This window comes from Streptococcus sp. FDAARGOS_520 (assembly GCF_003812685.1).
GTDB lineage: Bacteria > Bacillota > Bacilli > Lactobacillales > Streptococcaceae > Streptococcus > Streptococcus agalactiae.
In genome coordinates, this window is sequence record NZ_CP033810.1 from 733,133 (window position 1) to 749,411 (window position 16,279).

Here is a 16,279-nt window from a genome sequence, read left to right on the forward strand (position 1 = left end):
GCATACATCAACTCTAGAAAAATGGGAGTTCAGTAATGTTTCCAAAAAGGATTGTATACCAACTTATCACTATTTTCAATATATTTTTATAATTTTACTAGTTTTTTATTATTAAAATGAGCGAAAATTAATTATATATGTTATTTTTAAAATCTTTAATATATCAAAAACCTAGAAAATATAACATTCTCCTAGGTTTTTTTATTCTATTTATTTTTGATTAGCTGCATATTCTGCATTACGGCGTTTCATTTGTTTAGCATACCACATAAACAAACCAAGATAAGCTGTCGCAAAAATAATTAATGTTATAATCGCTGATAATTGACCTGTTGTCGCTTTACCAATAACGTAACCAAAGATTTTCTCCATAGGGCCTTCTAGTGTAGAGTGAGTGATAAGTGAACCTGCTCGCGCCCCAGCTGGGAATGCGCCTACCTTTTTAGCTAATTCAGTTGCAAATGGGGCAATCATTGTTCCTGATAAAAGAAATAGCGGTAATAGCAATGTTCCAAAGGTAATCATACGAATTAAACGGCCACGTGTAACAACCAGTAAAGCAGGGGTTACGCCCATTGCGATAATACCAGCAAGCGGTAGAATACCATTACCAACTTTAGAGAGTAAAATAGCTTCTACTAGCATAATCGGTGCAAGAATGTTAGCACATGCCCAAATCTCTGCACGTCCGGCAATAAATGGCCAGTCCAAACCAATATTGAAACGACGACCATGCATTTTACCATTAGCAAAATTAGTAATTCCTTGAGAAAGTGGTTCTACTGCAGCAATGAACCAAGAACCAATCAAAGAGAACAACTCTAAACAAGCACCTGCTGTAAAACCGAGAGAAAACCAGCCACCTAATGCTGCAAATGAGAACACGGGGTTGCCCATAATCCCTATGACAAGTCCTAAAATCATACCAATAAAGAACTTAGAGCCCCAGAATCCAATGGCTTTATTTAATTTAGCCGCGTCAAAGTCATATTTATCTAGCCCTGGAAAAACTTTATCAAAAAGCTTATCCAAAACCATAATAATGGGGTTCATCATATAATTCATATGCGTTGAAGTCATGGGAGAAGTTGGACCTGTCCCCAATAAATCATCAAAGGTAGGTTTCATCAAATCAGAATTGATAATTTTTAGAACACCAACGAAGATAATAGCTACAGTTGCAATAATGACAGATAAAAGTGTTGGTAGATTATTTTTTTTAGCATACCACATAATTAAAAGACCTGTGATAGATAAATGCCAAATATCAAAAATATCAACATCTAAGGTATCCGTTTTTTTCATAACAATCATAACAATATTGACAATAAGCATGATTAATAAGAAGTAAAGCGTATATGGTGATCCCCATGTAATAGTTGCTAATGGAGCCCAACCAACGTCAATAATGCTTAGATTGATTCCTGTATTTTTAACAAAAGCTTGAAGTGATTCAGAAAAAGCACCAGTTAAAATACCAATAATAGCACCAATACCCGTAAGAGCAATAGCTAACTTAATACCACCTTCAAGTGCTTTAGAAAACTTCACTCCAAATATCATGGCTAAACCTGTCATGACAATTAGCATCACAACTCCCGAACCCATATGGATAATTGGATCAAAGAATTTATTGACAATATTTAAAAATACCTGCATGTTCCTTCTCCTTTAAGACTAATTCCAATTTTAAATATGTTATGATAGATTGTGTTCTTTGATAACTTGTTCTAAAGCAGTAAAGACCGGTTCGCTCATAACTGGTATGCGATAAAGAATAGGTCCTGCTTCTACAACTGGAATTGGTACATTAAAACCTAAATCAGTTTTAGCAATAGGAGTAAAGATATCATATTTGTTGACCATTTCCTCAGTGATATCCTTAACCATAACAGCATCACAATGTACATTGTAACCTCTATCTCCTAATTGTGTCTCGATAGCATCTTTAATTTGATGACTTGAGTTTACGCCTGCACCACAAGCTGCTAATATTTTGATCATGTTAAAACACTCCTTTTTCTATTAAATAATGATTAATTTTTTCTTTATTGTCGCCAAGCTCATGTAGCCGATCTAGGTTTCCTTTTGTAATAAAGAAGGTAATCAAATTAGATAAAATATCACTTTGGTTACTATTCCTACTATTAATGATGAAGAAAAAATCCTGAACCCTACACTCCTCTTCTGGATTAATCATATGTTTGAAAGTAATTGGCTGACTATTTTTGACATAAAAGATTCTATCTACTAGACAATACTGCGTTTCAGTGTGTGGAATAGCAACATATTGAATAGGAGTCCCATCTTTTAAATCAATTTTTAACCCCGTTGGAAACTCTCTCTCCCTTTCTTTTACTGCCTGTCGGTAGTTAGGACTAACATAGTGTTGTTTTATCAATGCTTTTGATACTAAGTCAAATAATTCTTCCTGAGAATGGGCATCAATAAATAAAATATCTTGAGTCACAGCAAACACCTTTCTTCTTAGTTAAGCGGTTACATTTTTGTTGTAAGGCAAACAAGCCTTATCAACTTATCTACATCAATATTATACAAAACAAAATAAAACATTACAAGACATTTTTTATTTTATTTTGTTTATTATTGTTTATTTTTTCAAAATTATTATTATTTTAGCTCTATTTATGGTATGATATATATAACGAAGAGGTAGGAGAGGTCATTATGTTAAAGCGAGAAAGATTACAAAAAATAATAGAAAAAGTCAATATAAATGGCATTGTCACTGTTAATGAAATCATGGAAGAACTTGATGTATCAGACATGACTGTTAGGCGTGACTTGGATGAATTAGATAAAGCAGGACTGTTAATACGCATCCATGGTGGTGCACAAAAAGTAAATGCATCACCAACTCCACAAAATTATGAAAAATCAAACACTGAAAAATACGATATTCAAACAAATGAAAAATTAGAAATTGCCCAATTTGCAAAACAATTCATCAATGATGGTGAAACAATCTTTATTGGGCCTGGAACAACCTTAGAGAAATTAGCCACGCAATTACTTGATTTTAAAATTAGGGTAGTAACCAATAGCCTTCCTGTTTTCAATATTCTGAATCAAAGTTCAACACTTGACCTTATCCTTGTAGGGGGAGAGTACAGAGAAATTACTGGTGCTTTTGTCGGTTCTGTTACTATTAACTCTATTAAATCACTTAATTTTTCAAAAGCTTTCGTTAGTAGTAATGGTGTTTTTGAAAAGTCTATCGCTACTTACGACGAGGGAGAAGGTGAAATTCAGCGCATTGCTCTTAATAATTCCTTTGAAAAATTCCTTTTAGTTGATAGCCAAAAATTTGGTAAATATGATTTTTATACTTTTTATCAATTAGACGATATTGATTTTGTATTAACAGATCATAATATTGATAATGTTGTTAAGGAGCAATACAGTAGCTTCACCAAAATTTTAACTAATAACAATTACATGTAATAAAACAAGTGAGCCACTACTAGAAACCTGTTATACAGCTTTTAGTAGTGGCTCTTTATTTAGTGATTATAACTTTAGTCGTTTTATAAAAGTCAAAACAAGAAAACTTCCTCAAACAAAAATATATTAACTCTCTTTTTAAGCGTAAAACAATGGTTGTTCAAAAGAAGAATTAGATATATCATTAAAAGCTTCGCACGCTAGAAATCATAACTAAAAAACAAACAAGTACGGTGACTTGTTTGTTTTTAGTTGTCAGCTAAGTTTACTCAACTCTTTTATTATTTCACTTCTGTTAGTGTTTTAATATCAACAAGCACTTTAGAGCCATCTTTTTTAGTAACTTGAACTTGACTACCATTAATATAATTAAAGCTTTCAAAACTTACACTATATTTATTTGATAATTGGATGAGTTGCTTTTCAAAAGATTGTCTATCCATACCATATTTCTTAGCGTTTTGTGCCATTCCTAGTTCATATTCATCTAGCTCTGATTCATCTTCTTGTTTTTCTGGTTCTTCTTCGTCTGAACCTTTATTAACATCATAAAAACCATAGTTGTGAGTTACTTTCCCTGAATCTTCAGGTTCTTCATCTGGAGCATAATTTTTGGCTTTATTGTCTTTATTTGAGCCTTTGTTATGATCACTGTCGTGTCCCCAACCTTTTTCTTTTGGTAATTCATTAGGATGTTCCATGTAGTATTTAATTGTTGAGAAGAGTTGTTGTAATGTATAGCCTTCTGGTGCTTTCCATAAACCACCCTTGTCAAACCATGCCATAGGAACATTATGATAATGATCATGATGAGGAACAATCAATTGATCATCTTCAAATCCAACTGCATATGCCATGTGAGCAGCAATTTTATCAAGCGGTACAATTTTTTCTGGTTTTGCTTGTTTGAATACTTCTGCAGCACTTAAGTTTTTGTCACTAGAATTTGATGTTGATTTATTATCAGTTGGTGCAGGACTTGGTTTATCTGCTTTATTAGAGTCCTTTTCCTTATAAATTTCAGCATCTTTACCCCATCCTTCAACTTTAGGACGTTTTTCTGGGTGCATCATGTAATATTTAGCCGTAGCTAAATAGTCTTCTAAAGAATATGTCTTATCTGAATCAGCTAAAAGATCTTTTTCTTCATCAAACCATTTTAATTCCACATAATGGTAATGATCTTTATGAGGAATTACAAATGTACCATTCTTATAGTCTGTCGCTTGTGCAATTCCAAATAATAAATCTTCAGGTTTAACAATTGCTTTTGGTTCAATTGCCTCATAGATTTCTTGAGCTGTTTTACCTGTTTTTGGTTTGTCTTGATTTGCTTCAGATTTTCCTGAAAGAAATTCTTGAGCTGCTTTTAATTCCGACTCTGATAAATCTTTCTTTGGTACCCAATGCTCATGTGTCATATGTGGAATGACATAACCTGTACCTGTATCTTTTTTAATATCTTTGGCATCAAAAATGTAACCATCAGATGTTGTGTATTTACCAGCTTTTTTGCCTCTTCAATTTCTTGAGCACTGTAGACAATCTGGCTATTTGGTTTGCCTTTACGTTGGTCTTTCGGTGTTACTGCATGGTGTTCTTCCTCTGTGTGAGGTTCCTTATTAGGTTCATGAGAAATATGCTTTGGTTTCTCTGTAGAATCTTTTTTCCCTAATGCATCAATATGATGTCCTCTATGCTCTGCCACCATCCTTGTTGCTTCTAACTCTAATGGAGACATATCCTTATAGTGAATAAAGTGGAAATGATTACCGTGCGGAATAGAAACACCGATTGCTGTGAAAGCATTAACTTGTGCTGGGTCATAAACCAAACCATCACTTTCTACGTGACGAGCATATAACGGTTGAGCATATAAACGTTTCAACATTTTGTCTAAAGCAGAATCTTTGTTGATTGGTTTGGTTGTAGGTGCATGGTGTTTTGGTGCCGTAGCATGATTACCAGCTGGTTTTGACCAGTGATTTGCGTGAGTGACTCTTGGAATAGAAATAGGGGCATTAGCATGTCTTCCTGTTGATACATTACCGCTTGGTGCACTTGCATGAATGTATGAACTTGAATTTGATGGTTTTGAGCTATTACCTGATCGGCCAGTCTTGCGGTTCCAATATGCCTGTGCGGCTGATAACTCTGATGGAGATAAATCAGCTTTCGGGATATAATGGAAATGATCGCCATGTGGTACTAAAAAGGCATCTCCCATGTCATCAATGACATCTGTTGGACTAAAAACATAACCATCATCTGTAGTATAGCGACCGCTAGCTTTCGCTTCACGTACGCTGGCTGATAAAGCTTGAGTTTTTGCACTACTATGCTTTCCTGATTCTCCCTTAGAACCACCCTTAGACCATTCTTCGCGTTGCTTTTGGATTTGTTCCTTTGTACGAACATTTGTTCGTTTGCTACCTTCTTTAAGATAGAGGTAATACTTACCGTTAACTTTGATAATATAACCATCTTTGACTTCATTAATGACATCAGCTTTATTAAAGACATAGCTAGGGTCTTTCATAATCAATTCTTCACTAATGATGGCATCATATGGCACTTTCCCATTGTAATAATGGTAATGGTCTCCATGAGAAGTCACATAACCGTCGTCAGTAATTTTAACAACGATTTGTTCTGCAGATATGCCTTCTTCTTTACTGATTTGGTCGGGCGTTTTATTTACAGCTGTTGCTTGTGCTTTGCTATCAGATTTATCTGTTTTCACATAAGAAACACTATTGTCTGATTTTTGGGCATTATAGCTACCTAATTGGTAAGCACCTACACCAGTACCAAATAGAGCTACTGATAAAGCACTAATAATAACTGTTTTTTTACGATTCATCCTGCGTCCTTTCTTTATATAACTACCTATTGATTTAACGATTTGACAAGTACCTTAAGATTAGTTTCCAAATTTTCTAAGTAATCTTTATTGTTTTTGGGAACTGCTTCTAAAGGACTTAAACTTGCAATTTTAACTCGAGTAGCTGAAGCTACTGCTTGAGCTAATTTAGGTGAGACTCCTTCTTCAACAAAAATAGTCTTAACCTTATATGTTTTCACAAACTCCTGAATTTCGGCTAATTTTTTAGCACTAGGTTCTTGCTCGGTTGAGACACCTGCAATACCTAACTGAGTCAATCCGTATCGCTTAGCTAAGTATGAGAATGCTGTATGTGAAGTCACAAAGTATTTAGACTTTGCAGCTTTAAATTTTGGCTTATACTTCTCTGCAATAGCCATTGCCTTGTCACTAAATTGATCAGCATTTTTTTGATAAACCTTAGCGTTTTTAGGATCCTTTTTAGCTAATTGTGTAGCGATGAGTTGTGCTTCCTCAGATACTTTTACAGGGTCATTCCAAGTGTGAGGGTCATACAAGGTTGACTCATCTACTCCTTTTTCTGCCTCTACATCTTCTAAGCCATGAACTTTATCCAAAGTCATACCTTTTGAAGCTTCAATTACAGATACTTTAGAGTGATGCAAACTAGGTTCCAAACGTCTCGCCCAAGCTTCTAGTGTGTGCGAATGATAAAGAAATAGATCAGCATCATAAATGGCAGCAACATCACTTGATGAGGGTTCAAAACCATGAATACCTGACTGTGATCGAATCATTTTAATATCATTCAAATCACCAGAAACTGCTTTTGTAATGGAATATACTGGATAAAAGCTAGTCACTACTGACAAGCCATTTTTTTGCTGGCTTTGTTTAGTACAAGCACATAAGCAAATTAGGGTAACTACTCCGAGAACAAAAATAAGGCTTTTCCGTATCCTTTTCATTAAACCTCCTTTAAAATAAAAAATACTTAACCAGTTAACATTTTAGAGTATTCTTATTTTAGTGTCAACGAAAAACCATAAATCTAATATTTTTCTATTTTTAATATTGTTAAGTGCACTTAATTTCATATCAACAACCTTTATTCATGCCTTTCCAAGCTACAGTAAATCTTTTCATAAACATGAATGGGTTAAGGAGTATAATTAGAACCACAATAAAAAGAGCCAAGCATTCTGCCCAACTCTTTGGTTTTTTATTTATTTTTAGTATCTAAAACGATAGTTACTGGTCCATCATTAATCAGACTGACTTGCATATCAGCTCCAAATTGACCTGTTTCTACCGAAACATGATTTGCTAATTCTTGATTAAAGATATCATAAAACTGATTCGCTTTAACAGGATCAGCTGCCCCAGTAAAAGCTGGACGATTTCCTTTTTTGGTATCTGCAAAGAGTGTAAATTGTGAGATAGATAAGACGCTTCCTTTAATGTCTTGAATTGAAAGGTTCATTTTCCCCTCATCATCAGAAAAAATACGCATGCTAGTAATTTTACGAACTGCATAAGCAATATCTTCTGTTGTATCTTCTGGAGCAATCCCAACTAGAAGTACTAAACCCTTCTCAATAGATCCGACTACATCATCTTCAATAGAAACACTTGCTTGATTAACACGTTGAATAATGATTTTCATTTTGCTCTCCTAACCATTCGTACGTTTAACAGAATAAACATCTGGGATAATTTTGATTTTATCAACCACAGTTGTCAATTGTGCTAAATTTGAAATTCCAAAGCTAACATGAATATTAGCAAATTTCATATCTTTTGTTGGTTGTGCATTTACTGTCGATACTAGCTTTGTTGCATTTGATAAGGTTTGAAGAACATCATTAAGGAGGCCACTACGATTCAAACCATAAATATCGATTTCAGCCATGTACTCTTTTTTAGATCCATCATCATCCCACTCAACATCAATCAAACGTTGTTCGTAGTTCTCCTGACTCTTTAAATTTTGACAATCTGAACGATGGATAGCCACGCCTCTACCTTTAGTTATATAGCCTTCAATGAGATCTCCAGGAACGGGATTACAACATTTTGCAATACGCATTAATAAACCTGAAGCTCCTTGAATGATAACACCATTTTCACTCTTAACTTTGAGAACATCACGCTTATCGGTTTTGATTTCACCACCGTTAATAAGTTCGTCTGCTTCCGCTTTAGCCTTAGCACGTTCCTCCTCACGGCGTTCTTTTTCCGTCAGTTTATTAAAAATACTAATCGGACTCAAATCACCAAAACCTACGGCTGCATACAAAGCTTCCTCACTTTTAACACTGACACGTGGAAGGATTTCTTCAATATGTTTCTTATCTAAATATTTGTTAGGCACATAACCTTGTTCTTGGAAATAATCAACCAGTAATTCTCTACCTTTATTAATAGAAGTTTCTTTATCTTGGTTTTTGAAGAACTGACGAATTTTATTGCGAGCTTTATTGGTCTTAACAATCTTAATCCAGTCACGACTTGGTCCAAATGAATTAGGGTTTGTGATAATCTCAACAACATCTCCTGTTTTTAACTTAGCAGTCAATGGAACCATACGTCCATTTACTTTAGCGCCAGTAGCTTTTTCTCCAACTTGCGTGTGAATAGCATAAGCAAAATCAATTGGTCCAGATTCCCTTGGCAATTCCTGAACAGCACCATTTGGGGTAAAAACATAGATGCGTTCTGTAAAGATATCTTCCTTAACAGAGTCAACAAAATCCTTGGCGTCTTTTGATTCATCTTGAAGCTCAACTAATTCTTGAATCCATCCCATACCAACCGATTGCTCTGCTTGATTAACCTTACTGGTGATTCCTTTTTTATAGGCCCAATGGGCTGCAACACCAAACTCGGCAACTTGATGCATTTCTTTAGTTCGAATCTGAATTTCAATTGGCCCTTTAGGTCCATAAACCGTCGTGTGAATAGATTGATAACCATTGGCCTTTGGTGCCGCAATATAATCTTTAAACCTTCCTGGCATAGGACGCCATAACTCATGGATATACCCCACCATGGCATAAACATCACTAGCAGTTTCCATGATACAGCGTATCGCAATTAAATCATAAATCTGATCAAAGCGTTTCTTTTTATCACGCATTTTTCTGTAAATAGAATAAATGTGTTTTGGTCTACCATAAATATCACCATATAAACCCTGTTCCTCAGTATAGGATCTGATTTTATCGACAATTATATCAACCAACTCTTCGCGTTCACGACGTTTTTCACTCATCATATGAGAAATCTTATAAAATTCCGTCTCATTCAAGTAACGAAAAGATAAATCTTCTAATTCCCACTTGATACGACTAATCCCCAAACGATGCGCTAAAGGAGCGTATATTTCCATAGTCTCACGTGAAATACGCTCTTGTTTATCTTTTCTGAGGTGTTTAAGGGTTCTCATATTATGTAAGCGGTCAGCGAGCTTAACCAAAATAACACGGATATCCTTAGACATAGCCATTAACATTTTACGGTGATTTTCTGCTAACTGTTCTTCATGAGATTTGTACTCCACTTTACCCAATTTTGTTACGCCGTCAATAATATCGCGAACATCCTTGCCAAAATCAGTTTCAATCTCATCAAGGGTAATTTCCGTATCTTCTACAACATCATGTAAAAAACCACAAGCTACCGTAACGGCATCAAGGTGTAAATCTGCAAGAATACCTGCTACTTGAATTGGATGAATAATGTAGGGCTCGCCCGACTTTCTTGCTTGATAATAATGAGCTGCGGTTGCGTAATTTAAGGCAAATTTTACAAAAGCAACATCCGTCTCACTCATGTACTGGGATGTGATTGCAACAACCTCTTCTCCTGTTAAATTAATTTCTTTGACCATAGTTATCCTCTTTAATCATAGTGATAGATTGTACCTATTTTATCACTTTTTAACCTAAAAATAAAAGAAGTTAGAGGCTCAAAAAGAATTAAATACCAAGTAAATGTGTCTAACTAAGTTATCCTTTATAAATAAACGATTGTTTTTGGTGTAATCACTAAAAATAATTCGTAAATGAGATTGATTAAACGTTTTCAATAAGCTATAATAGTTTTTAGATTAGGATAATATACATGTAATGTTTTAATGGAGGAGATTTATGTCAAAACATTATTTTTCAAAAAGCGTATTCGCTTTAACTGTCTTAACAGCTACAGCAACAAGTGGTTTAGCTGTTCAAGAAGAAGACATTGTTACAACACCAAGTTCAACCTCTACAAAGGTTGAATCAACTACCCCCACTAGCACAATTGCAGAGGAAAAGTCAAACGTTACTTCTACTCCAACTGCAATAACTGATGCTTCAACAGCCACAAGCACAAATACCACTACCAATAACCAAAATCCACAGCCTGTTGCCACAGAAGCCACAACTAGTGATCTCAAACCTATTGAAGGTGAAAAAGTTGACCTTCGCATCATGTCAACCACAGACCTACACACCAATTTAGTTAACTATGATTATTATCAAGATAAAGAATCTCAAAAAATAGGGTTAGCAAAAACTGCTGTCCTTATTGAAGAAGCAAAAAAAGAAAATCCTAATACCGTCTTAGTTGATAACGGAGATGTCATTCAAGGGACACCTTTAGGAACTTATAAAGCAATCGTTAAACCTGTCGCAGAAAATGAAGAACATCCTATGTACCAAGCCATGAATGCTCTTGGTTATGATGCATCAACACTAGGTAATCATGAGTTTAATTACGGTTTAGATTACCTCAAAAAAATCATTGCTACAGCCAACCTTCCAATCCTCAACGCAAATGTTTTGGATTTCAAAACACATCAACCAGTTTTTAAAACTTATGACATCATTACTAAAACCTTCAAAGATTCAACAGGAAGAGCTGTTGCACTAAATATTGGGATTACAGGAATTGTACCTCCTCAAATCTTAAACTGGGACAAGGCTAACCTAGAGGGAAAGGTTATTGTCAAAGATTCAGTTAAAGCAATCGAAGAAATCGTTCCTACTATGCGTGCTAAAGGAGCAGATGTCATTCTCGTTTTATCACACTCTGGCATTGGAGATGATCGATATGAAGAAGGTGAAGAAAACGTTGGCTATCAAATTGCCAGCATCAAGGGAGTGGATGCCGTTGTTACGGGACACTCACACGCTGAATTTCCATCAGGTAACGGTACTGGCTTCTATGAAAAATACACTGGAGTTGATGGTATCAATGGAAAAATAAATGGAACACCTGTTACAATGGCAGGCAAGTACGGGGATCATCTTGGTATTATTGATTTAGGACTTAGTTATACTAATGGAAAATGGCAAGTCTCCGAAAGTAGTGCTAAAATCCGTAAAATTGATATGAACTCAACAACTGCTGACGAGCGTATCATTGCATTGGCTAAGGAAGCACACGATGGCACTATCAACTATGTTCGCCAACAAGTAGGTACAACAACTGCGCCAATTACAAGTTACTTTGCACTAGTTAAAGATGACCCTTCAGTTCAAATTGTTAACAACGCTCAACGTTGGTACGTTGCAAATGAATTGAAAGGAACACCTGAGGCAAATTTACCACTTCTATCTGCTGCAGCACCATTTAAAGCTGGAACACGCGGCGATGCTACCGCATATACTGATATTCCAGCTGGACCTGTTGCAATTAAAAACGTAGCTGATCTTTACCTTTATGATAATGTTACTGCACTTTAAAAGTGACCGGAGCAGACTTACGTGAATGGTTAGAAATGTCCGCTGGTCAATTTAACCAAATTGACCCTAACAATAAAGCACCACAAAATATTATCAATACCGAATATCGTACCTATAATTTTGACGTTATTGACGGCTTGACTTATAAATTTGATATTACACAACCTAATAAATACAATAAAGATGGAAAAGTTGTTAATAGTCAAGCTAGTCGAGTACGCGATTTAATGTACAATGGTAAGCCTGTTGCAGACAAACAAGAGTTTATGATTGTGACCAATAACTACCGTGCTAGTGGTACCTTCCCTGGGGCTAAAAATGCCACAATGAACCGTTTGCTGAACTTAGAAAATCGCCAAACTATTATCAACTATATTATTTCAGAGAAAACCATCAATCCTACAGCTGATAATAACTGGGGCTTCACAGAGTCTATTAAAGACCTTGATTTACGATTCCAAACAGCCGATAAAGCTAAAAATCTTGTTACTAATAGCAAGGATATTCAGTATATCGCTAGTTCTACCAAAGATGAAGGATTTGGTGATTATCGATTTGTCTATACTGAACAAGAAAAAGTAGACCTTACTGAGCCATCACATCAAGAAAAGTTAAGCCAAATAGAAAAACAAAAAATTCACCACATGGTTGCAACTGCTTATACAAAAGCAAAAGCTTCTCCAAATATTACAGGCACTGTCTATACACAACAGAAAGAAAAAACATTACCTAAAACTGGACAAGAAAAACAATCTTATCTGGCTTTCTTTGGTGTCGCAATACTTGGACTCGTGGGAAGTTTACTTAAAAAGAAACAAATATAGTCATCACTAAAAACTGAGGCCAATCAACCTCAGTTTTTAGTCTCAACAATAGATTTTCTCTCTAAATAGTCAGATATTGAGATATCACTCTAGCTTGTTTATCTGACATGATTTTGCTAAACTGATAACAAGAAATTTAGATTTAAGGAGTACTAAATGCCTAAATTAACCCTAGTCTATATCAGTCTTAGCGGCAATACTCAAAGCTTTGTCAAACGTCTTAGTGAACAACTGTCAACTTGGCATAACTGTCAGGTTTCGACTATTAATATCAAGGAACAAAATCATCAAACCTTTCCTGTTGACCAACCTTTCGTAGCACTATTACCCACTTACCTTGAGGGAGGAAATGGCATTGACAATGGCGATCAAGAAATTCTTACCATTCCACTTGGTGATTTTATAGCTGCACACAATAATGTCAAAAATTGTATCGGAATTGTTGGCTCTGGAAATAGAAATTTTAACAATCAGTACTGTTTAACTGCAAAACAATACTCTGAACGGTTTGGATTTCCTATGTTAGGAGACTTTGAATTGCGAGGAACTTCTAGCGACGTTGAACGTATCGCAAATATTATCGTTGAAACATTATCGAACTTTAAAGCCTAAAGGAAATAGTATGGAAACAACATTAAACTACATTAAAACCCTGACATCAATCCCTTCACCAACAGGGTTTACCCAAACAATCATGACCTATATCATCAAAGAATTGGAAGCGTTTGGCTACTCACCAATTCGCACAAACAAGGGAGGCGTCATGGTTTCTCTAAAAGGAAAAAATGATACTAAACATCGCATGATAACTGCTCACCTTGATACACTTGGTGCTATGGTTAGGGCCATCAAACCAGATGGTCGGTTAAAAATTGACCTTATTGGTGGATATACATACAATGCCATTGAAGGAGAAAACTGTACTATACACCTCTCAAAAAATGGTAAAGAAATTTCTGGAACTGCTCTTATTCATCAAACTAGTGTCCATGTTTACAAAGACGCTGGAACTGCTGAACGTAATCAAACAAATATGGAAATTCGTTTAGATGAGAAAGTAACAACTGCTGACGAAACACGTGCTTTAGGCATCCAGGTCGGTGATTTCATTTCATTTGATCCGCGTACAATCATAACAGACAGCGGCTTTATTAAATCACGTTACCTAGATGACAAGGTATCCGCTGGTATCCTAATGGAACTTCTTTCTGTTTACAAGAAAGAAGACATTCAACTTCCTTATACTACTCATTTCTACTTTAGTGCCTTTGAAGAGCTAGGACATGGAGCAAATTCAAGCATCCCAAATGAAACTGTAGAATATCTAGCAGTTGATATGGGAGCTATGGGAGACGATCAAGAAACTGACGAATATACTGTCTCTATCTGTGTTAAAGATGCTTCTGGTCCTTATCATTATGAATTACGTCAACATCTTGTTTCTCTAGCTGAAAACAATAATATTCCTTATAAACTTGATATTTATCCTTATTATGGTAGTGACGCCTCCGCTGCCATGCGTGCTGGTGCGGAAGTTAAACACGCGCTACTTGGTGCAGGTATTGAATCTAGTCATTCTTATGAACGTACCCATATCGATTCTATTCAAGCAACTGAACTCTTAGTGGATGCCTATCTCAAAAGCAATATGGTGGACTAATGGTAGCCACGCTCATTATTATCAGGGGAAATTCAGCTAGCGGAAAGTCTACAATAGCTAAGCAACTTCAAGCCGAATTAGGGGAAAATACCCTTCTCTTATCTCAGGATTACCTTCGTAGAGAGATGTTAGGAACTAAGGATGGTGAAAATACTACTACCATTCCCCTTTTGATCAATTTACTAAATTATGGTTACCATAACTGTTCCTACATCATCCTTGAAGGCATACTTCGTTCTGATTGGTATACGCCTGTTTGGAAACATATTTTAAAACATAACCCCAACAATACTTATGCTTATTACTATGATTTAAGCTTTCAAGAAACTGTTAAAAGACATTCAACTCGACTTAAATCTTTAGAATTTGGAGAAGATTCTCTTGCAAGATGGTGGCTTGAGAAAGATTTCTTAAAAGAGATACCTGAAAAAATATTAACAAAAGCTATGAGTTTAGAGGATGTCAAAAAACTTATAATGACCGACGTTTTACCTTAACATTATTGTACGCACTATAAACAATAATGACTTCTTATCATTGGAGTATATTGCCCATGGATACAGTGATTGACCTCTTATTTATTATCGTTCCCATTATAGCCGGATTTCTGGCATGTATTAGTCTTTATCGTTATTGGAAAAAAGATTTCGAAAGCGACGAAGACGACGATTAAACTCCTCGGAATCAATGATTCCAAGGAGTTTTTCTATATTCTCATTTAATCAGCATTTCTACGAATACGATTATAGGTTTTAAGGATTTGGCCCTTATGCTTAGTGACATAGCGATAATCTTCTTTAAGAGTAGCAATATCCTTTAAAGCTTTCATGCCATTACTCGTTTGGGCATCTTTACGAATAGGTCGGTTACTCGTTGACTGCCCAAAGGCATTTTGAACATCTAAAGAAAGCATAAAATTAATAAATAACTTTGCTTCTTTCATAGAAGGAGCATTCTTTATAATTGCAACCGAAGATGGGACAAAAACTGTCCCTTCTGTCGGATATACAATAGAAACATTGGCACCACTTTTTTGCAAATTGACACTAGGGTCTTCGTAAGTCAGCCCCACAATCATTTTTCCTTCTGCAACTGATTGATAAACTTCTGAAGAGCTAGAAGATTTGATAGCATTAATATTATGTTGTAGCTTTTTAACATAGTTCCACGCTTTTGGATTGGTGTAACCACCCTTGGCCAAGAGTATATTAGTGAGTTGTGAGAAAGCACTAGAGGAAGTATTCGGATCTGCAAAGGCAATTTTACCTTTTAAGGAAGGCTGTAATAAATCTTCATAACTCTTGATGGTAAGTCCCTTAGCTAATTCGTTATTTACAATCAAGACACTCCCATTTATAGTATAAGGTGTCGCCGTATCACTTGGATGGATATAGTCTGGAATAACAGTATGAACATTCTTTGATACGTAAGACTCAAACAATGCCTTATGACTTTCAAATTGCGTATAATTTCCTCCAAAGAAAATATCCGCCTTCAACTGCTTACCCTCCTTACTTAATCTATCTATTAGTTGCCCTGTCCCACCTTGAATAAGCTTAACTTTTATACCGTATTTTTCCTCAAAAGCTGGAATCGTTCCTGTTAAAATGGCTTGACTATTTGGACTTAGAATAACTAATTCTTTTGGTGGAAGTAGTTTAGAAGGCTGGCTAATACTGTATGTAAAAACACTTATAAAAATAATGGAAACAACCAGTAGTATATAAATAAGCCTTTTCGACTGTTTTTCTTTCAT

At 35.4% G+C, this 16,279-nt stretch carries 11 protein-coding genes and 2 pseudogenes; 5 read left to right on the forward strand and 8 right to left on the reverse strand.

All coding sequences use genetic code 11. The annotated features are described in order from the left end of the window. Nucleotides 1–210 precede the first annotated feature (210 nt). From EGX96_RS03780 to EGX96_RS03790, 3 genes are read right to left on the reverse strand one after another with little or no spacing between them, the layout of a single operon-like run. Complete coding sequence (locus EGX96_RS03780; protein WP_001195834.1) at nucleotides 211–1,659, reverse strand: PTS transporter subunit IIC; 1,449 nt, start codon at nucleotides 1,657–1,659, stop codon at nucleotides 211–213. A gap of 39 nt (nucleotides 1,660–1,698) precedes the next feature. Next, nucleotides 1,699–2,004 (reverse strand): PTS sugar transporter subunit IIB, encoded by a 306-nt coding sequence (locus EGX96_RS03785; protein WP_000590543.1) that lies wholly within the window; start codon nucleotides 2,002–2,004, stop codon nucleotides 1,699–1,701. Nucleotide 2,005: 1 nt separating this feature from the next. Next, nucleotides 2,006–2,479: a PTS sugar transporter subunit IIA gene (locus tag EGX96_RS03790; protein ID WP_000458431.1), complete on the reverse strand. Its 474-nt coding sequence runs from the start codon at nucleotides 2,477–2,479 to the stop codon at nucleotides 2,006–2,008. Between the two features lie 209 nt (nucleotides 2,480–2,688). Between EGX96_RS03790 and EGX96_RS03795 the strand changes: the two genes are divergently transcribed. Further along, nucleotides 2,689–3,465, forward strand: coding sequence for a DeoR/GlpR family DNA-binding transcription regulator (locus EGX96_RS03795; RefSeq protein ID WP_000919197.1), 777 nt, complete (start codon nucleotides 2,689–2,691; stop codon nucleotides 3,463–3,465). Nucleotides 3,466–3,746: 281 nt separating this feature from the next. Here EGX96_RS03795 and EGX96_RS03800 read toward each other — a convergent pair. From EGX96_RS03800 to EGX96_RS03815, 4 genes and pseudogenes are all read right to left on the reverse strand, one after another. After that, a pseudogene (locus EGX96_RS03800) lies at nucleotides 3,747–6,328 on the reverse strand (pneumococcal-type histidine triad protein). A 26-nt stretch (nucleotides 6,329–6,354) separates the two neighbouring features. Further along, the gene (locus EGX96_RS03805; RefSeq protein ID WP_000822457.1) at nucleotides 6,355–7,278 is read right to left on the reverse strand and encodes a metal ABC transporter solute-binding protein, Zn/Mn family; all 924 of its coding nucleotides are present in this window, start codon (nucleotides 7,276–7,278) and stop codon (nucleotides 6,355–6,357) included. A 254-nt stretch (nucleotides 7,279–7,532) separates the two neighbouring features. Next, entirely contained in the window at nucleotides 7,533–7,976 is a 444-nt protein-coding gene (gene dtd, locus EGX96_RS03810; RefSeq protein WP_000691430.1) for a D-aminoacyl-tRNA deacylase, read from the reverse strand. 9 nt (nucleotides 7,977–7,985) lie between these two features. Continuing rightward, nucleotides 7,986–10,202: a RelA/SpoT family protein gene (locus tag EGX96_RS03815; protein WP_000237872.1), complete on the reverse strand. Its 2,217-nt coding sequence runs from the start codon at nucleotides 10,200–10,202 to the stop codon at nucleotides 7,986–7,988. A gap of 259 nt (nucleotides 10,203–10,461) precedes the next feature. On the opposite strand from EGX96_RS03815, the pseudogene EGX96_RS03820 reads away from it, so the two are divergent. The 4 genes and pseudogenes from EGX96_RS03820 (at nucleotide 10,462) to EGX96_RS03835 (ending at nucleotide 15,020) form a co-directional block, all read left to right on the forward strand. Continuing rightward, nucleotides 10,462–12,863, forward strand: a pseudogene (locus EGX96_RS03820) (bifunctional 2',3'-cyclic-nucleotide 2'-phosphodiesterase/3'-nucleotidase). A 156-nt stretch (nucleotides 12,864–13,019) separates the two neighbouring features. Continuing rightward, the gene (gene nrdI, locus EGX96_RS03825; RefSeq protein WP_001125401.1) at nucleotides 13,020–13,475 is read left to right on the forward strand and encodes a class Ib ribonucleoside-diphosphate reductase assembly flavoprotein NrdI; all 456 of its coding nucleotides are present in this window, start codon (nucleotides 13,020–13,022) and stop codon (nucleotides 13,473–13,475) included. 10 nt (nucleotides 13,476–13,485) lie between these two features. Further along, nucleotides 13,486–14,523 (forward strand): M42 family metallopeptidase, encoded by a 1,038-nt coding sequence (locus tag EGX96_RS03830; RefSeq protein WP_000450417.1) that lies wholly within the window; start codon nucleotides 13,486–13,488, stop codon nucleotides 14,521–14,523. Further along, nucleotides 14,523–15,020, forward strand: a complete 498-nt coding sequence (locus tag EGX96_RS03835; protein WP_000226648.1) for a kinase — start codon at nucleotides 14,523–14,525, stop codon at nucleotides 15,018–15,020. The genes EGX96_RS03830 and EGX96_RS03835 overlap by 1 nt, the downstream gene beginning before the upstream one ends. Nucleotides 15,021–15,241: 221 nt before the next feature. Here EGX96_RS03835 and EGX96_RS03840 read toward each other — a convergent pair whose 3' ends face one another. Beyond that, nucleotides 15,242–16,279 (reverse strand): extracellular solute-binding protein, encoded by a 1,038-nt coding sequence (locus tag EGX96_RS03840; RefSeq protein WP_000660662.1) that lies wholly within the window; start codon nucleotides 16,277–16,279, stop codon nucleotides 15,242–15,244.

What these genes read in the sequence shown, in the direction of transcription:
- nrdI (WP_001125401.1), top strand. Translation starts at nt 13,020, where the DNA reads ATGCCTAAATTAACCCTAGTCTATATCAGTCTTAGCGGCAATACTCAA.
- EGX96_RS03840 (WP_000660662.1), bottom strand. Translation starts at nt 16,279, where the DNA reads ATGAAAGAAAAACAGTCGAAAAGGCTTATTTATATACTACTGGTTGTT.
- EGX96_RS03805 (WP_000822457.1), bottom strand. Translation starts at nt 7,278, where the DNA reads ATGAAAAGGATACGGAAAAGCCTTATTTTTGTTCTCGGAGTAGTTACC.
- dtd (WP_000691430.1), bottom strand. Translation starts at nt 7,976, where the DNA reads ATGAAAATCATTATTCAACGTGTTAATCAAGCAAGTGTTTCTATTGAA.
- EGX96_RS03780 (WP_001195834.1), bottom strand. Translation starts at nt 1,659, where the DNA reads ATGCAGGTATTTTTAAATATTGTCAATAAATTCTTTGATCCAATTATC.
- EGX96_RS03795 (WP_000919197.1), top strand. Translation starts at nt 2,689, where the DNA reads ATGTTAAAGCGAGAAAGATTACAAAAAATAATAGAAAAAGTCAATATA.
- EGX96_RS03835 (WP_000226648.1), top strand. Translation starts at nt 14,523, where the DNA reads ATGGTAGCCACGCTCATTATTATCAGGGGAAATTCAGCTAGCGGAAAG.
- EGX96_RS03785 (WP_000590543.1), bottom strand. Translation starts at nt 2,004, where the DNA reads ATGATCAAAATATTAGCAGCTTGTGGTGCAGGCGTAAACTCAAGTCAT.
- EGX96_RS03815 (WP_000237872.1), bottom strand. Translation starts at nt 10,202, where the DNA reads ATGGTCAAAGAAATTAATTTAACAGGAGAAGAGGTTGTTGCAATCACA.
- EGX96_RS03830 (WP_000450417.1), top strand. Translation starts at nt 13,486, where the DNA reads ATGGAAACAACATTAAACTACATTAAAACCCTGACATCAATCCCTTCA.